The organism is Amycolatopsis sp. NPDC059021 (assembly GCF_042739895.1).
In the GTDB taxonomy this organism is placed as follows: domain Bacteria; phylum Actinomycetota; class Actinomycetes; order Mycobacteriales; family Pseudonocardiaceae; genus Amycolatopsis.
Map to the genome: position 1 here is coordinate 1 of NZ_JBHYIQ010000072.1, position 16,726 is coordinate 16,726.

Genomic DNA, 16,726 nt, shown 5'->3' on the forward strand with positions numbered 1-16,726 from the left:
CTTCCCCTATCCCGCGGCGGGGGTCGGCTGACCAGCGCGTACTGACTGTCCGTGGGGGCCACCCGGTGGGAATCTGTGTGGCTGGAGGAGGCCCCCACGGACCACTGACTCACGCTCAGAGACAGCGAATCACGCCGCCAGGTGGGCGTAGACGATGACGTTGTTCTTGTAGCTGTGCTCGGCCTGGTCGAAGGCACCACCGCAGGTGATGAGCCGCAGCTGCGGTTTGTCGGTGTTGCCGTAGACCGCGTCGTTCGGGAACTGGTCCTTCGGGACCTCGTCCTTGCGGTCCACCACGAACTTCAGCTTCTTGCCGTCACTGCGGTCGACGAACACCTCGTCACCGGCGGCGACGTCCTTGAGCTTGAAGAAGATGCCGGGCTGCTTGTTGCCGTCCACGTGACCCAGCACGATCGCGGGGCCGGTCTCGCCCGGCACCGGCGACAGCCGGTACCACGCGGCCTGCATCGGCGTCTTCACCGACGGGACGGCGATCTTGCCGTCCTTGTTCGGCAGCACGGAAATCAGCGAGGACTCCGCGCCGATCTTCGGGATCTTGACCGAGGTCGGCCGAAGACCGTCGAACGGCTTGGTCACCGGTACGGCGGACGGCGGCGCCGACTGCGGCGCGGCCGGGGCCGGATCCGAGGACCCGCAGCCCGCCAGTGTCAGGGAAAGGGCCAGGGCGGCCACGACCGCGCGGCCGCCCTGTCCGAACTTCTTCACCATCGATCAGGCCGCGGCCGTGCCACCGAAGCCGGTCTCGACGCCGCCCTTGGGCGCGTACTTGACCTGCGAGTTGCCGCTCTTGCCGGCATTGCCGGGCGCACCGGCGCCGGCGCCGCCACCGGGCTTGACCGGGTTGTCGACCGGCTTGCTGCCACCGCACTTCCAGTGCAGCTTCACACTGCCGGTGTCGAAGCTGACGCCCTCGTGCCGCTGCACGAGCCAGGTCCAGTACCGACCGTCCTCTTCGGACTGGTTCGGCCCCTCGATCAGGTCGAACTCGGGCGAGTACACCTCGGTCGGCTGACCGGCGGCACACGCGATGAGCAGGACGCCCGCATTGCCCTCCAGGTCGATGCCGTACGCCACGTCGTCCTCGTAAGCACCCTCACCCGGCAGCTCGGGCTGCGAGCTGGTCGGCTTCGTGGGCTGAGTCGGCTTCGTGGTGTTCGTGTTCGTCGGCTCGGTCGGCTTGGTGGGCTCGGTCGGCTTCGTCGGCTCCGTGGGCTTGGTCGGCTCGGTGGTGGGATTCTCCGAAGTCGGCACGGTCGGCGTCGTCGAAGGTGCCTCGGTGGTGGTCGGCACCGACGCGGCGTTGGTGGGCGCGGTGTCATCCGCGAGGGCCGCGGGCGAAACGGCCGCGGTGATGAGGGCGGCCGCGAGCACCGCGCCCGCGAGACGACCCAGCGTCTTCTTCAAGATGAGCTCCAAAGAATCATTCAGAACGCGCGGTGACCCCCACCGGGCGAACACCCACGACCTCACTCGATCGGGTGATAGCGCGATCCTGCCGCACAATCGCCAAGAAAACTAAACGTTAAATGGGTGATAAAAGACACTGGTCAAACCGGTAACGAACACAGCCGACCGGGCGATGTGAACGCCCACGCGCTCAGTCTCGAAGGAGAAACTCGTCGCCGCGCAGCTCGACGGTAACACTTTCCCGACCGGAACGATAGCCCACGAAATCTGCGGTTTCCGCCGTCCGAACACCCCGGCTCGGCAGATTCCTTTCCCCGAACCGGCGCTCAAGGTTTCCCGGAAAGCCAGGGAAACACTTCTCCGCCATTTTTGGTTACTTACTCACCACACGGACGGTTCACGCATCGAGCGCGGCGGTGAGGTCCGTCCACAGATCCTCGGGGTCTTCCAGCCCGACGCTGAACCGGATCAGCCCCGGCGGCACGCGTTCCTCGCCGGCGAGCCACGCCCGCCGCTCGACGAGGCTCTCCACTCCGCCCAGGCTCGTCGCCGAGCGGATGAGCCGCACCGACGCGCACACCTTGTCGGCGGCAGCGGCGTCCGGCAGCTCGAAGGCGAGCATCATGCCGCTGCCCGGATAGCGCACGCGAGTCACCGCGGGATGCCCGGCGAGCCGCTCGGCGAGCAGCGCCGCGGTGGCCGACTGCTCCCGCAGCCGCACCGGCATCGTCCGCAGCCCGCGCAGCGCCAGCCACGCTTCGAGCGTGCCCGGCGTCGAGCCGACCCTGGTCCGCGCGTCCCTCAGTTCGAGCGCGAGGCCCTCGTCCGCCGCGACGGTGACGCCGAGCAGCAGATCGCTGTGCCCGCCGATCAGCTTCGTCGCACTGTGCACGACGATGTCCGCTCCCATGGTCAGCGGCTGTTGCGCGAGCGGCGTCGCGAACGTGTTGTCCACGACGACCCGCCCGCGCGCGGCCGCGGCGATGGTGGCGATCTCCATGACGTCCAGCGTCGGGTTGGTCGGCGACTCCAGCCACAGCAGATCCGCCTGTGCCGCTTCAGCGACCCAGGCCGCGGTGTCGGTCGGCGCCAGCTCGGTGACGGTCAACCGCCCGAGCCGCTGCGCGTGCGCGAGCACCCCACGAGTCACCGCGTAGCTGAACGTCGGCACTGCGACGCGCGCGCCGACCGGCAGCAGGTCCAGCACCGCCGAGAGCGTCGCGACGCCCGAGGCGAATGCCGTCGCGTGCCCGCCTTCGAGCGCGCCGATGGCCTCCTCGAACGCCACCCAGGTCGGCGTGCCTTCGGAGCGGGCGTAGGTGAACTCGCCGCCCGCGCCGAACGAACTCGCGGGCACGAGCGGCGTGTTCAGCGGTTCGCCGGGCCCGTCCGGCCGTCCGGCCGCGATCGCCAGGGTGCGGGGTGACCAGTTCTCCATGCCGGTCACGGTATCCGCGCCTCAGTGCGTGAGCACGCCCGATTTCGTCACAAGCTCGCCGGTCACCTTCGGATCCGCTACCGGAACACTCGCCGTCGAAGGTGCCTTGTCCAGCACGGACCGGCCGGTGAGCTTGTTCTTGATGATGCTCGCGACGCCGATCTCGCCCGCCTTGTTCGGGTGATACGGCGCCGCGGCGAAGAGGTTCAGATCCTTGCCCTGGATCCACGCCGCGCCACCGGTCGCGCAGGCATCGTGGCCGAGCGACGGGCCGTACGTGTCGACGTACGTTGTCCGGCCGTCCTTCCTCGCCGCGTTCGCGAGCGCCTGGTTCAAGGCCTGTTCGACGCTGTCGAGCCAGTGCCCGTCACCGTCGGCGAAGGGCAGGATGTCCGGGCAGTAGCCGAATGCTGGCGCGATCCGCGGGTAGCCGACGAGCAGCACCTTCGCCTTCGGCGAGCGCTGATGGATGCCGCGGAGCACCTCGGTGATCCGCGCCTGGGTGCCGACCAGCTTGGCCTTGATCGTGTCGACGCCGTTGACCGTGTACTTGTCGCGGCACGGCGTGCCGGTCGGATCCGACGCGGTCAGCTTCGGGCAGTCGCCGACGAGCGTGCCGAACACGCCGAAGTCGTTGCCTCCGATGCCGACCGACACGAGGTCGGTGTCCGGCTTCAGCGCGTCGAACTGCGGCGCGGCCGTCCACAGTGGAATGCTCTGCGGCTTCGTCATGTGCGTGGTGTCCGCACCGCTGCAGCTGACGTCGGTGTGGTCGGCGATCTTCAGGTTGGCCGCCAGCCACGACGGGTAGTTGTTCGTCGAGCGGAAGCAGGTCAGCGGATCGAGTCGCTGCCACGGGATGAGCGGCCCGGCGGTGTAGGAGTCACCCATCGACACGTAGTGCTTGTAGGAAGCGGGCGCGGCCGAGGCCATCCCGGGCACCGCGGCCGTGGCGACCGCCGCCAGCGCGACAGCGGCCAGTCTTGTGCGAAACATCGTTGTTTCTCCCCAGTCTCTTAATGTGCGTAGACCTCGAACTCGTACAGCGAGTAGCCGTACTTCGTGCCGCGCTGGACGCCGCTCATCCGGACGTACCTCGCATTCGACGCGCCGAACGCGAGGTTGTCCACCCCGCCCTTCCCTTCGGTCACCGACACGGCGTCGCGCCAGGAGACGCCGTCGTCGGACAGCTGGACCTTGTAGGCCTTGCCGTAGGCGGCCTCCCAGCGCAGGATCACCCGCGCCACCTGCTGCTTCGAACCGAGATCGACGGTGATCGACTGGTTGTCGTTCCAGTCGCTCGCCCAGCGCGTCGACGGGTTTCCGTCGACAGCGTTGTCCGGCGGCGAGTTGTAGAACCCGGTTTCATGGCTCGTGGCGTCGACCGGTTTGCGGGCGGCGAGGTTCGCGACGTTGTCGCCCCGGTGTGCCGGGTACTCGACGACCTGCTGGAAGGTGGGCCGGTTCTGGGTGCTGATCTTGTCGTGTGTGATGCCGCCGAGCGGGCGCTGGATGATCGAGTCGGCGCACCACTGGTCGCCTGCCTTGCAGTCGCCGTCACCGGGGTAGACGGTCGTCGCGGGCTGCGCGGCGGCCTGGGCCAGCGAGTCGACCAGCACCTGGCGGCACGCGGTGAGGTCACCGCCACCGCAGAACTTCGCGCCCAGCGGGCCCGCGACCGGCTGGCCGAGCACCGCCCGGATGTCCTTGCTGACGTAGCCCCACCAGCCCGACTGGTACGAGGAACCCTGATGCGGCTGGCCGACGTGCTTGCCCGGCTCCTCGTTCTGGAATCCGGACGGGCTCTCGTTGATCTTGAGGACGTCGGTCATCGGCTTGAACGCGTCGCCCATGCTCGGTTTGAACTCGCCCATGACCAGCAGCGGCCACCAGGCGTCCATGATCCGGATCGCGTCGGCGTCGGCGTAGGTCTTGCTGCCCGGTGTGGTTTCCGACCGCAGCCCGCCCTTCGCGAGCCACGCCTTCAACTTCGCCTCGGCGTCGGCCGCGGGGCCGGTCACCGGGCTCTTGTCGAGCACCTGCAGCAGCAACGGCAGTACCTTCTCCGCGCGGAGGTCGGCGAGCGCGGCTTCCGCCATCGCCTGTGTCAGGTTCACCCGGGTGACCTTGGTACCACTGGAGATCAGCTTCTTGACCCGCGCGTCGAGCAGATCGCCGCGGTGCACCGCCGACTTGTCCGCACCGGCGGCGGCGTAGCCCTTGGCCTGCGCGTTGTTCCAGCTGATGAAGTAGTCCTGATCGACCGCCTGCGGATGCTGCGACGCGGGCGTGTAGTCGGCGAGGTTGCCGTTCGGGTTCCAGCCCTGCCAGTCGTAGCCCTTGTCGCCCCATACCGGCATCGCCGGGTCCACTGTGGACTTACGGACGGGGTTCGAGCCCGAGTTGAAGTACGCGGTGTCCTTCGAGTCGGCGTAGAACCAGTTGAAGGTGAACCCGACGTCGTTCGCGGCGCGCTGGAAGTCCTGCGCGGAGTGGATGAAGTCCGGGTCGTTGAACTCCTGGAAGCCGATGAGCGAGTCGATCTCGTGGTCGAACGTCGAGCGCAGCGAGGCGTAGGCGACGGGCTTGCCGCCGATCGTCGCGCGATGTGTCACCGGCCCGTATTTCGTGCGGTAACTGCGCAGGGTGTACGAACCGGCCGGGGTGCCGTCAGCGACCGTCGGGGACCAGGAGTTCTTGCGCTCCACGGTGTTCATCGGGAGGCACTGGCCCTGGTAGCGGTAGTAGTTCGAGTCCTTCGTCGGCGTCTTGCCGCTCGGCTCGCACAGCTCCAGCGCGTAGGTGTCGATGATGTCCTGCGCCGACGTCGTGGCGCTCCACGAGTAGTCCTGCCCGCGGCCGAGCAGCACGTACATGCTGATCCCGGCGAACGACGCGCCGCGCGAACTGATGCCGGGACCCTGCAGTTCTTCGAGCATCAGCAGCTGCGGGGCGAAGTACCCGGTCTGCGGGCCGAACACGGCCACCGGGTGCCCGCTCGCGGTCTTCGCGCCGGACACGACGAGCGCGTTCGACATCCCGTGCTTCTCGCTGAGCATGGTGCCCGGGAGGACGCCGTTGTCGAAGATGCCGCGCGCGGACTCCTGGTCCTGGGGCGCCGGAACCGCGACCTTCGCCGCGTTCGCGTTGGCCGCCGAGCCGGTCGGATCGAACACGAGCTGCTGCCCCGTCACCGAGCCCTTGTCCGGTATCGCCGCGCCCTGCGGGTTCGCCGGGGTGTTGGCGTACGGGAAGGTCTGGCCGTCGTGCAGTGTCTTGACGGCCTCGGGGTCGTCCTCGGCGCGCAGGCTCTTCCAGACCTTCTCGCCCTGTTCGAGTCCGTACTTCTCCTGCAGCGCGAGCTTCGCGATGGCGTTCTGCACCTCGCCACCGCCCCCGCCGCCGAACTGGGCGCCGACGAGCGCGGCGAGCACCACCATGTCGGTCAGCTTGAACGGCTCGATCTTCCCGGCGTTCGTGATCGCGTCGACGTGCCCGGTCAGCACGTACTCACCGGGGAAGTAGCGGCCGTTGTAGGAATCGTTGATGTACTTGTTGATCCCGTCGATGTACGCCTGCGCGTCGGCGAGACCCTGCTTGCCGCGCGGGCCGGAGCCGGCGACCCGGTCGATCTGCTGCTGCAGTTCGGCCTCGGTGTAGGGCGCCCCGGAGAAGAAGCCCTGCTCCAGCTGACGGTTCGCGGGCGCGCCACCCGCGTAAGAGGTCAGCTGGCCACGACCGACCCGGCGCATGATGTCCATGAGCCACAAGCGATCCTGACCGGCCGCGAAGCCCGCGCCGAACTCGGTGCCCGCGCGCGTGGTGCCCTGGATGTGCGGGACGCCGGTGGCCTTGTCCCGCGTGATCGTGACGTCCTCGCGGGGTTTGACAACGCTTTCCACCTGATCGGCGGGTACCCCGAAGGAGGAGTCGTTGAAGAACTGGTTGATCGCCCCGGTGGTCAGTCCCTTGTACCCGGACGCGAGGTTCGCGTACTTCCCGAGCTGATCGGCGGCGTGGGCAGGCCGGGTGCCGAACGCCTTGTGCGCGAGGATGTCGGCGAGCGTGGCGTTGCCGTTCTGGCCCGGCGGCAGGATGTCGCCGCATTGCCCGGCGCAGTAATCGTTCCCGGGCAATGCCTGGGCGACGGGCGGGGATTCGGCACTCGCGGCGACCTGTGTCAGGCCCGCGGTCAGGCCCACCAGTGCGGATACGGTCAAGGTGCGGATGCCTCGTCGCATGCCCCGGACTCCCGTCTTCGTGGAGTGACGGAGAGCACGCTACCGACGAGTACAACAATTGTGAAGCCGATTCGCGTTTTCCTCACCCGGGTTCAGCCGGACGTTGTACTCCGTTCGGCGCAGCTCACACCGCGTAGGTACGGTGACCCCCATGACGTTGGAAAAGCCCCAGATCGACCGCCCGGACGGCCCACCGCCCGCGGAACTTCAGGTCACGGACATCACCGTTGGCGACGGCCAGGAGGCCACGGTCAATTCGAAGGTGAACGTGCACTACGTCGGCGTCTCGCACTCGACCGGCGAACAGTTCGACGCGTCATGGGACCGCGGCGAAGCACTGCAGTTCACGCTCGGCGTCGGCCAGGTCATCCCCGGCTGGGACCAGGGTGTCACCGGGATGAAGGTCGGCGGCCGCCGCAAGCTGGTCATCCCGCCGCAGCTGGCTTACGGCGAACGTGGCGCCGGGGGCGTCATCAAGCCGAACGAGACCTTGATCTTCGTCGTCGACCTCGTCGGCGTCAGCTGAGAGTCAGCAGTCATCACCCAGTGTCACCCGAACAGGAACTTACCCGCGCCGCACGCCGTCGATAGCCTCGGAAGCCGATCATCGGCCGACCGGGCCGATGCCGTGGCGAAGGGGATCGAGTGCGCTGTCGCGCTGTTATTTCCGCTGGGGTTTTCGCACTGGGCTGCGCCACCGCCGGGCTGGCGACAGCCTCGCCCGCCGCGGCGGTGGCGAACGGCTCCGACGTGCCACAGGGCCAGTACGCGTTCGCCGCGAAGCTGGCATTGACGGGCGTCCCACACCCGGGCGGAAGCACCTACAACAGCGTCTGCTCGGGCTCGCTCGTCGCCCCGAAGTGGGTTCTCACCAGCGGGCACTGCTTTCACGACGCGAACAACAACCGCATCGCCGGCGCAGTCCCGTATCCGACCACCGTCACCCTCGGCACGTCCGACCAGACGACGAAACCGGGCGAGACCCGCAAAGTCGTCCAGGTCCTCCAGGCCGGCCCCAACGACGCCGCACTGGCCCAGCTCGACCAGCCCGTCACCGGCATCACCCCGCTCACCGTGAACCGCGCGACGCCGGCAGCCGGGCAACGCCTCACCCTCGCGGGCTGGGGCAGCCTGACCGCCGCGAATCCCAAGCCGTCCACGAAACTCCAGCAGGGCGTCGTCGAGGTCGGCCAGGTCTGGCCCACCACGCTCGGCGTGCACGGAGTCAGCCCGGCGAACACCACGAGCGCCTGCGCGTACGACTCGGGCGCACCGTACTTCCTGCCCTCGGGCGCGGGCGGCCAGCTGGTCGCCGTCGAGAACAACGGGCCCGACTGCCCGCACTCGGGTCTGGAGACGACGTCGCGGGTCGATCTGATCGCGGACTGGATTGCCGGCCACATCGGCTGAACCGGCCTCGCCGGGCTCGGGTTTCGGCTACCGTGGGTGGTGCAGCGACCACGTCGACCACCGCCGCCCGAGGAGAGCCGATGCCCGAGCCCATCCTGATGGCGGTCGCGACCACGCTCGCGACCAAGGCCGCCACGACTCTCTTCGACCTCGTGAAGAAGAAGTTCTCCGGCGACAAGGCCGCCGTGGCCACGCTGGAAGCGGCTGACGCCGACAAGCCCGAAACCGTCAAGGCGCTGGCCGAGCGGCTCGAGGCCGCCGAAAGCACCGACAAGGAGTTCGCGGAGGAACTCCGGGCGGAATGGGAACGCGTCAACGTGCAGCAGCACGCGGAGTCCGGCGGCGTGGCCAACCAGATCTCCGGCAACGTCAGCGGCAAGGTGCTGCAGGCGGGTGACATACACGGCAACGTGAGCTTCTGACCTCGCCCGCTTCCACTGGGTAGCATCGCCCTTCGTGCCCACCCCGCCTTCGCTCACGCCGCGCTGGCGGACCGTGGCCACCGAACGCACCGTGCTCGCCATCGTGCACAACATCACCGCGGCGACCCGGCTGTTCGACGTCGTGGCGCTGTACGCGGGAGACCACCGCATCCAGACCGTGTTCACCTGCCCGGGTTCGAGCGCTTTCACCGCGGGGACCGAGGAATACCTCCGCGGCCGGGGAGTCACGGTGCTGCCCTGGCACGACGCGATACGCCTGACGTTCGACTGGGCGATCGCCGCGAGCTGGGGCGGCGACCTGCACGAAGTGCGCGCGCCGTTGACCGTTGTGCCGCACGGAATGGGATACAATAAATTCTTGGAAACCGGAAACCGGAAACCGGAAACCGGAAACCGGAAACCGGAAACCGGTTTTCGGGTTGTCGTCTCCATGGCTGCTGCACAACGGTGTCCCGGTCGCCACGCACGTCATCCTCTCCCATGACGAGCAGCTCGAAAGGCTGCGTCAGTCCTGCCCGTCGGCGGTCGAACGTGCTGTCGTAGCAGGCGATCCCTGCCTCGACCGGCTTCAGGCCAGTCTCCTCCTGCGGGAAAGCCACCGGCAGGCGCTCGGCGTCCGGCCCGCTCAGCGCCTCATCGTCCTTTCCTCCACCTGGGGCGACAAATCCTTGTTCGGCCGCGATCCCGATCTCCCGCTGAAACTCGCCGAGCAGCTTCCATTGGATTCCTATCGGCTCGCCATGGCGCTGCATCCGAACATCGCCCAAGGACATTCTTCGTGGCAGGTGGAAAACTGGCTCGACGATTGCCGGAAAGCGGGCGTGCACGTCCTGCCGACCGAAGATCTCTGGCAGTCCGCGCTCGTCGCCGCGGACCTGACGATCGGCGACCATGGTTCGGTCACCTTCTACTCCGCGTGCCTCGGCACCCCGCTCCTGCTCGCGGAAGCCCCCGAAGACGCCGTCGATCCGGACTCCCCGATCGCTCGCCTGCTCCGTCGCGCCCCACGGCTCGGCGCCGACCCGCTCACCTCCATCGAACAGGCCATCGCCGACCACGACCCGCTCCGGTACGCCGGCATCACCGAGCTGGCCACCTCACTGCCCGGCAAATCCGCGGACGCTTTGCGTGCCCTGCTCTACCAAGGCCTGAACCTGACCCCACGACCGGCGACCTTCCCCACGCTTCCGCTGCCTACCCGACCCGCGGTCACCCCGGCCGCGCTGTCGGTCCGGATCGACACCGGGCAGACCCCTGCCGCGGTGACCCGCTATCCCGCCACCCCACGGCCCCGGTGGGACGACGCCCAGCTCGTCGTCCACGCCGACGGGGCCGACGCCGGTCTGCTGGGACTCGCCGACGTCGTCATCGGCGCGGGCCGCACCGATCCGCTGCACTGGGCCGGGGTGATGCTGCGTGCATTGCCGGGCTGTCAATGGGTCGCGACTCCGTCGAACGGCCCGTCGTGGCTGGCCGCGAGCGCGAACGGACTGGTGGTGGAGCTGACGGCCGACGGTGTTCCGGATGCCTTCGTCTCCCTGCTGGCCGCGTCGGACGCCGAACCGCCTGCCGAGTTACGACTCGACGTCGCGGGGCACGTCTACACCGCGAAGATCAGGACAATCCGTTCAGCCGGACCTTGACGTCGACCGCTTCCTCGGTGAACCCGCGCAGCGCGTACACGTTCAACGCGTCTTCGAGATGCGACCGCGCGGTGGCCATGTCGCCACGCCTCAGCGCGAGGGCGCCCTTCGCCTCACTCGTCTCGGCACGTTCCCGATGCCAGTCATGCTCCGCGGCAGCCGTAGCCACCTCGTCGAAGACTTCGGCGGCCCGCACGAGATCCCCGGCCTCGAGGAGTTTCTTGCCCCGCCACAGCGCGACCTTGGCCTGGTTCAACGGTTCTTCGTCCGAGAACACGGCGGCTTCGAGCAGCGCCAGCGCCGCATCCGGCTCCTCGACCTTGGCCAGATGAAGCCGCGCAAGCGCGAGCCGACGCTCTCTGCCGATCTTCTTCGCCAGTTCGAGGTTCCCGCGCAGTTCCACGCGCGCCTGGGCGATACGCCCTTGTGCGAACAAAACCAGACCACGCGTCTCGACGACCGTCGCTTCGGCCTCAGGGAAACCCGCGCGCTTCGCGTATTCCCCTGCCGTGTCCAATAAGGACAGTGCTTCGTCCCAGTCGCGCAATTCCATCGCGGCGAACGCGCGCTGCACGGCGAGCACCGACGCCGCGAGATCGTTCGACCAGGCCACGGCGGACTCGAAACCAAGCCTGTTCACTTCCGCCATCTCGAACGCGTAACCCCGCCGCAGATGGATCGGCCACAACGCGAGACACAACCGGACGACGTCCTCATGCGCGCCAAGCCGATGCGCCACCTTCGCCACTTCGACGAGGTTCACTCGTTCCGTCAGGAGCCACGCCACGGCTTCCTCCGGAGACCACCCGAGTGCGGCACCCGGACGATCAGGCCAGATCTTCCCGACCCAGTCCCGGCTCTGGACGAGCGCCTGAGCCTCCCACCCACGCCGGGCGTACCAGGACACGATCTCGCGCAGCAGCCCGTCGCCGTCCGCCTTGCCTTTGGCGTGTTCCTTGATCAGACCGGAAACGAGATACCGCTCCTCCTGCGTTTCCTGCGCCAACCGCACCTTCACCAGCTCCGCGACGGCCCCCTCGACCTCGTCACCCAGCACCGCGGTGAGCGCGGCGAACGACATGTCGCCGCCGCCGGGATGGACGCCGAGCGCGAGATAGCACCGCCGCGCGAGCGGCGAAAGCCTATCGAAGGCCAGATCGAACACCGCGTCCTGCGGCAGGGCTCGCACGACGCCACCACGACGTTCGAGACTTCGCAGCAACCGCGCGGGCTTCCAGTCCTCGTTCTCGGCGAACATCGAGCCGATCACGTTGAGTGCGGCGACGGACCCCTCGCACATCGCGATCAGTTCGCCGACCGCCACAGGATCCGTGTCCAGCCGCGCGGAGTCCGCGAACTGCCCCAGCAGCGCCCGCGACGTCTCCGGCCCCAGTGGTTCGAGCGTGACGAGCGCGGCGCCGTGCCGCACCCGCACCCCGCCGAGGCCGCCCGCCTCGATCACCAGTACCAGCGACGGTCCCGGCCCCGGCAGCAGCACCTTGACCTGTGCCTCGGACAGGGCGTCGTCGATGACGAGCACGAGGTGCTTGCCGGTGCTCCAGTCGTGCCACATCGCCGAGAGGGCCTCGACCGTCGCCGGAAGCCGTTCGTCCGCGAAGCCCGCACCACGAAGCAGCCGGACCAGCACGTCCTTGGCCGGCAACCGGCCCAGTGGAGCCGAAAAGTCGCCGTCGGGGAACTCGTCCCGATGCCGGTGGATCCACTCCCGGGTCAGCTCGGTGCGCCCGCTCCCCGGAGTACCGCGAATGATCGCCAGACAGGGCCGGTCCTTCTGCCGTCCGGCCAGCACCCGGTCCAGCTCCAGCAACTGGACCTCGTTGTTCGTGTAGTACGCCACGGGCGGGTCGTTCTGCCGGGCCACGGCCTTCGGCTCCTCCGGCGACCCGAAACTCACGTTGCCGTAGATGTTGTGTGCCTGGACGACGATCCGCGCCTCGCCGTCGAACTCGTTGTGCTGATCGCCCACCCCTGACACCCCCGTCCCGGAGTAGCCCACGCTACCGCACGATCACGGTCCGTCACACCCTTCCGGTAATCCGGCAAGTCCGTCGGGCACGATGGCTACAGTGGCCGGCACGGCGGCAAGATCACGGGGAGGTGGTCGGATGACCCACCGTCACGAAAGCCGCCTCGCCGCACCGGATTCCGAGGCCCTCTGGGGAACCTTCGGCTGTGAGCGCACGGTCCTTTTCGTGGCGAGGACACTGACGTCGACGGCACGGCTCCTCGAAGCCATGGACCTGTTCCGGAACGATTTCCGCATCCGGGCCCGATTCACCATCAGCAACGGCACCCGATTCGCCGGTGGCGTCGAACAACTGCTGCACGACTCCGGTGTGCACGACCTCGTGCCGTGGCCGAAGGTCGAAGAACTCGACTACGACTTGGCACTGTCGGCCAGTGAAAACGTCGATGTCGACGTCCTCACCAAACCCGTGCTCGTGTTGCCGCACGGACTCGGCTTCAACAAATACGTCCCCGATTCCGCCGACGGCGGCCTGCGGCTGGCCGGGCTCCCGCCCGCCCGCGCGCTGCGGACCGGGCGGGTCAAGCTCTTCCTGAGTCACCCCGAACAGATCGCCCAACTCGGCGCGGCGGCCGCGGAAACACGCGGAAACACCATCGTGGTGGGCGATCCGACCTGTGACAGGATGCTCGCGAGTGTCCCACTTCGAGCGCGCTACCGGGCACTGCTGGGCACCGCCGGACGTCGGCTGGTGCTCGTCGCGTCGACGTGGAGCGAGTCGTCGCTCATCGGTTCATGGCGAACGCTGCCCCACCGCCTTCTCGCCGAGTTGCCTGCCGACGAATACCAGGTCGCGCTGGTGCTGCATCCGAACGTGTGGGCCCGGTACGGCCCCGCCGATCTTCGGGTGATGCTGGCCGACGCACTGGACGCCGGGCTCCGGCTGATTCCCCCGCATCGCGGCTGGCACGCGTTGCTGGTCGCCGCCGACCAGATCATCACCGACCACGGCTCGATGGGTCTGCACGCGGCGGCGCTGGACAAGCCGCTGCTGCTGTCGAGCGCCGAACCCGACACCGTCGCCGGGAGCCCGGTCGCCGAACTCGCCCGGATCGGTGATCGGCTCGAACCGGCCGAAGGCCTGCGAGAGCAGCTCTCGCGGAACGTGGCCGCGCACGCGCCGGGACGTTTCGAGGCGGTGACGTCCCGGGTTTTCGCTTATCGCGGCGAGGCCACGGAACGGCTGCGCAACGAGGTGTATCGCCACCTCCCGTTGAATCCGCCGGTAACGGAGCCGCCGCTGCTACGCGCGCCGGATCCCGAATCCGAGTACCGAAATGTCACGGCGTTCCGGGTTTCGAGCAGGCGCACCGGGGACATCGTCGTGCTGTCCCGCTACCCGGCGGCCGCCCGGCCGGAAAGTGACAATCGACACCTGGTCGTCGAAGAGGGCGAGGCGAATCTGCGGCTCCCGGAACGCGCGGCCGTGCTGGTTCGTGCCCGGTACACCGGGCACGAAGACGCATGGAACTGGACGGAGTCGGCGCTGAACGCTTACCCCTTCGCCCGGCTGGCCGCGGCCGCCACCGCGGCCGGATGCGTCGTGCGCACCCGGCACGGACAGCGGGCGACGATTTCTTCGTCGGGCGACGCGGCCGCTCTCGGTTCGCTCGCCTATGTATTACTGACAAGCCGCCAATTCGCGGACACCACGATGCGGCTCCGGATCGGGAAGGTGGTCTACACCGCGTCCGTCATGGTCATTCGCTGAATTCGCGAAGCCGTTCGGCGACTTCCGCAACCCGCGGACTGCCCAACTCGCTCAGCAGGTCGACGGCCCGCGCGAGGGATCGGCGGGCCGTGTCGCGATCGGCCGCCACTGTCGCGAGCACCTCGTGCGCACTCGCTTCGTAGAACTTGTACCCGCCGGCTTCGAGCACGCCGATCGCTTCTCGCAGCGTCTCCACCGCGGCCGCCGTTTCGCCCAGCTCCACACGGACCCGGCCGAGTTCGGTCAGCGCGCGCCCCTCCATCCGGGCGTCAGGGACCGCTCGGATGAGCGGCAGTGCCCGCTGGAGCGTTTCCAGCGCGACCTCGGGCTGCCCGGCGGCATGCTGGGAACAGCCGAGGAAGTACATGACAAAGGCCACACCGCGCTCGTCGTGCTCGCCGGTGAACAACGCGATCGCCGTTTCGTACGCGCCGAACGCGTTCGGCCAGTCGGCACGGCGGTCGTAGTAGCGGCCGTACAGCTCCCAGACGGACGCGATCAGCCGTGCCTCACCGGTTTCTTGGGCGAGTACGAGCGACTCCGCCAGCTCGGTGGCGACCTTGTCGAGATCGTTCGACGCGCGCGTGCCGAAACTCCGCAGCCGCGCCTCGGCGGCAGCGTTCCCTGCGAGCCTCGCCTCCCGCCCGCCGAGCTGGGCCGACTCGGCCCAGTCGACGAGATACCTGCAGGCGACGTACAGGGCCGAAGCGGCTTCGGCGAGCTGCCACGCGATGTCGTGCCATCGGTGTTCGGCGGCGGCACGCATCATCGCGACGAGATTCGCCCGCTCGGCGTCCAGCCAGGCCAGCGCCACCTTCTTGGCGCCATCGAAGGGGTCTTCGCCGGTCAGCAACGCGTCGTGGTCGGTGCACCGCCAGCGGCCGGGACCGAGCATCACCAGGTCCGCCCATGCGGCCCTGACCAGCAACCACATCGCCGCCCGATGCAGCGCGTCCTCGAGTTCGGCCGGTTGTTCCTCGACGCTCGCGCGCTCCCGGGCGTACCGCGCTACCAGCGCGTGGAGGTGGAACCGGCCGTGGGTGTCCTCGGCGAGCAGGCCGGCCTGCAGCACGAGGTGCTCCAGCAGTTCCTTTGCCTCCCGGACGGAGATCCCCGCCGTCACCGCGGCCATCTCGGCGCTGAAGTCCGGCCCGGGGAGCACCGACAGCAGCCGGTACAGCCGCGCGACCTCGGCCGGGAGGTCGGCGTAGGCCACGGAGAAGACAGCCGACACCTTGTCGCGTCCCGCCGCCCGGAACGCGGCGAGACCGTGGGCCGAGATCTCTTCGAACAGGGCTGTCACGCTCAGGCTCGGGTGAGTCCGCAGTTTCGCCGCCACGACGGTCAAGGCGACCGGCAAGCCGCCACAAAGCTGGACGAGTTCCGCCACGGCTTCCTGGTCCTCGGACAGATCGCGGCGGCTCAGCTCGGCGACGAGTTTCGCGCTGTGCGTCGCGTCCAGCGGTTCGAGCGGCACCAGTTCGGCGCCCTCGTCGAACAGGTCGCTCAGCTGGGAAGTGCCCGCGACCAGCACCGCGCTGCCCGGCGCCTTCGGCACGAACGGCAGTACTTGCGCCGCGTCGGTGACTTCGTCGAGCACGACGAGCACGGGTTTCGCCGCGGTCTTCGTGCGGAACAGGCCCGCTCGTTCGCCGAGTCCGGCGGGAATGACTTCGGGCTCGACGTGGAGTGCCCGCAGAAAAGACGCGAGTACGTCGTTGACTCCGGTCACCGGCCCGCTGGTGGTCTCCCGGAAATCGGCGTACAGCTGTCCGCCGGGAAACGCGCCGAGCCGCTCGGCCACGCGCAGCAGGAAGGAACTCTTCCCGACACCAGGCGTCCCGTGGACCGCCACGATCACCGGCCGCCCGCTGCCCGCCCGATCGACCAAACTCCCCGCGAACTCCAGCTCGGCTTCACGGTTGACGAAGTGCCCGACCCGCACCGGCACCTGCTGCGGCGCCTCTGCCGACGCACCCTCGCCCGACGCTCCGAACCGCACGTCGCCGTAAACGGCCCCGACCTGCACAACGTTCCGAGCGCTCCCGCCCATCTCGTTCCGCACCCCGTCGCCGCTCTCCCCCACCAGCCCGCCCCTCACCCGACTCCAGGTAACGACCTCCCCACCGTACGCACCCCCGCAACACCAAGAAAAAGGCACAACAAGCCGCCAAAGAGGCAATCGAACGAAGTCTCACCAAGGCCAGGGCCGCCAGGCCCTAGGCCGACGCAACCACGCTGGGTCGGGAGTTGCCGCACCGTGGGGGTGCGGGGGCGCGGCCCCCGGGCGGGGGCAGGACAACCGGAAAGGGGGGCCGCGGGGGCCCGGGCCCCGGGAAAACGGGCGCGGGGGGGGGGTGTGGGG

At 68.7% G+C, this 16,726-nt stretch carries 13 protein-coding genes; 6 read left to right on the plus strand and 7 right to left on the minus strand.

The features are described 5' to 3' along the window. Nucleotides 1-129 precede the first annotated feature (129 nt). The 5 genes from ACFWX1_RS33210 to ACFWX1_RS33230 all read right to left on the minus strand — a co-directional run bounded on the left by ACFWX1_RS33210 (nucleotide 130) and on the right by ACFWX1_RS33230 (nucleotide 7,107). A complete protein-coding gene (locus tag ACFWX1_RS33210) occupies nucleotides 130-729 on the minus strand; it encodes a class F sortase (protein ID WP_378393713.1) in 600 nt (199 codons plus the stop codon). 3 nt (nucleotides 730-732) lie between these two features. Then, nucleotides 733-1,425, minus strand: coding sequence for a hypothetical protein (locus tag ACFWX1_RS33215; protein ID WP_378393714.1), 693 nt, complete (start codon nucleotides 1,423-1,425; stop codon nucleotides 733-735). Between the two features lie 400 nt (nucleotides 1,426-1,825). After that, nucleotides 1,826-2,866, minus strand: coding sequence for a trans-sulfuration enzyme family protein (locus ACFWX1_RS33220; RefSeq protein WP_378393715.1), 1,041 nt, complete (start codon nucleotides 2,864-2,866; stop codon nucleotides 1,826-1,828). A 21-nt stretch (nucleotides 2,867-2,887) separates the two neighbouring features. Then, nucleotides 2,888-3,862 carry an SGNH/GDSL hydrolase family protein gene (locus ACFWX1_RS33225; RefSeq protein WP_378393716.1) on the minus strand — a complete coding sequence of 325 codons (975 nt, stop codon included), beginning with the start codon at nucleotides 3,860-3,862 and terminating at the stop codon, nucleotides 2,888-2,890. 20 nt (nucleotides 3,863-3,882) lie between these two features. Further along, on the minus strand, nucleotides 3,883-7,107 hold the full coding sequence (locus ACFWX1_RS33230; RefSeq protein WP_378393717.1) for a penicillin acylase family protein: 3,225 nt from the start codon (nucleotides 7,105-7,107) through the stop codon (nucleotides 3,883-3,885). A gap of 151 nt (nucleotides 7,108-7,258) precedes the next feature. Here ACFWX1_RS33230 and ACFWX1_RS33235 point away from each other — a divergent pair, with 151 nt between their 5' ends. The 5 genes from ACFWX1_RS33235 to ACFWX1_RS33255 all read left to right on the plus strand — a co-directional run bounded on the left by ACFWX1_RS33235 (nucleotide 7,259) and on the right by ACFWX1_RS33255 (nucleotide 10,603). Beyond that, a complete protein-coding gene (locus tag ACFWX1_RS33235) occupies nucleotides 7,259-7,633 on the plus strand; it encodes an FKBP-type peptidyl-prolyl cis-trans isomerase (protein ID WP_378393718.1) in 375 nt (124 codons plus the stop codon). Nucleotides 7,634-7,752: 119 nt separating this feature from the next. Beyond that, nucleotides 7,753-8,517 carry a S1 family peptidase gene (locus ACFWX1_RS33240; RefSeq protein WP_378393719.1) on the plus strand — a complete coding sequence of 255 codons (765 nt, stop codon included), beginning with the start codon at nucleotides 7,753-7,755 and terminating at the stop codon, nucleotides 8,515-8,517. Between the two features lie 80 nt (nucleotides 8,518-8,597). Then, nucleotides 8,598-8,939, plus strand: a complete 342-nt coding sequence (locus ACFWX1_RS33245) for a hypothetical protein (protein WP_378393720.1) — start codon at nucleotides 8,598-8,600, stop codon at nucleotides 8,937-8,939. Nucleotides 8,940-8,973: 34 nt separating this feature from the next. Beyond that, nucleotides 8,974-9,444: a hypothetical protein gene (locus ACFWX1_RS33250; RefSeq protein WP_378393721.1), complete on the plus strand. Its 471-nt coding sequence runs from the start codon at nucleotides 8,974-8,976 to the stop codon at nucleotides 9,442-9,444. After that, nucleotides 9,380-10,603 (plus strand): hypothetical protein, encoded by a 1,224-nt coding sequence (locus ACFWX1_RS33255; RefSeq protein ID WP_378393722.1) that lies wholly within the window; start codon nucleotides 9,380-9,382, stop codon nucleotides 10,601-10,603. Before ACFWX1_RS33250 ends, ACFWX1_RS33255 begins: the two co-directional genes overlap by 65 nt. Here ACFWX1_RS33255 and ACFWX1_RS33260 read toward each other — a convergent pair. Continuing rightward, a complete protein-coding gene (locus tag ACFWX1_RS33260) occupies nucleotides 10,575-12,590 on the minus strand; it encodes a hypothetical protein (RefSeq protein WP_378393723.1) in 2,016 nt (671 codons plus the stop codon). The genes ACFWX1_RS33255 and ACFWX1_RS33260 overlap by 29 nt on opposite strands. Nucleotides 12,591-12,729: 139 nt before the next feature. Here ACFWX1_RS33260 and ACFWX1_RS33265 point away from each other — a divergent pair, with 139 nt between their 5' ends. After that, entirely contained in the window at nucleotides 12,730-14,361 is a 1,632-nt protein-coding gene (locus ACFWX1_RS33265) for a hypothetical protein (protein WP_378393724.1), read from the plus strand. Here the strand turns inward: ACFWX1_RS33265 and ACFWX1_RS33270 are convergent. Further along, entirely contained in the window at nucleotides 14,351-16,363 is a 2,013-nt protein-coding gene (locus ACFWX1_RS33270; protein ID WP_378393725.1) for a tetratricopeptide repeat protein, read from the minus strand. The genes ACFWX1_RS33265 and ACFWX1_RS33270 overlap by 11 nt on opposite strands. Nucleotides 16,364-16,726: the final 363 nt, after the last annotated feature.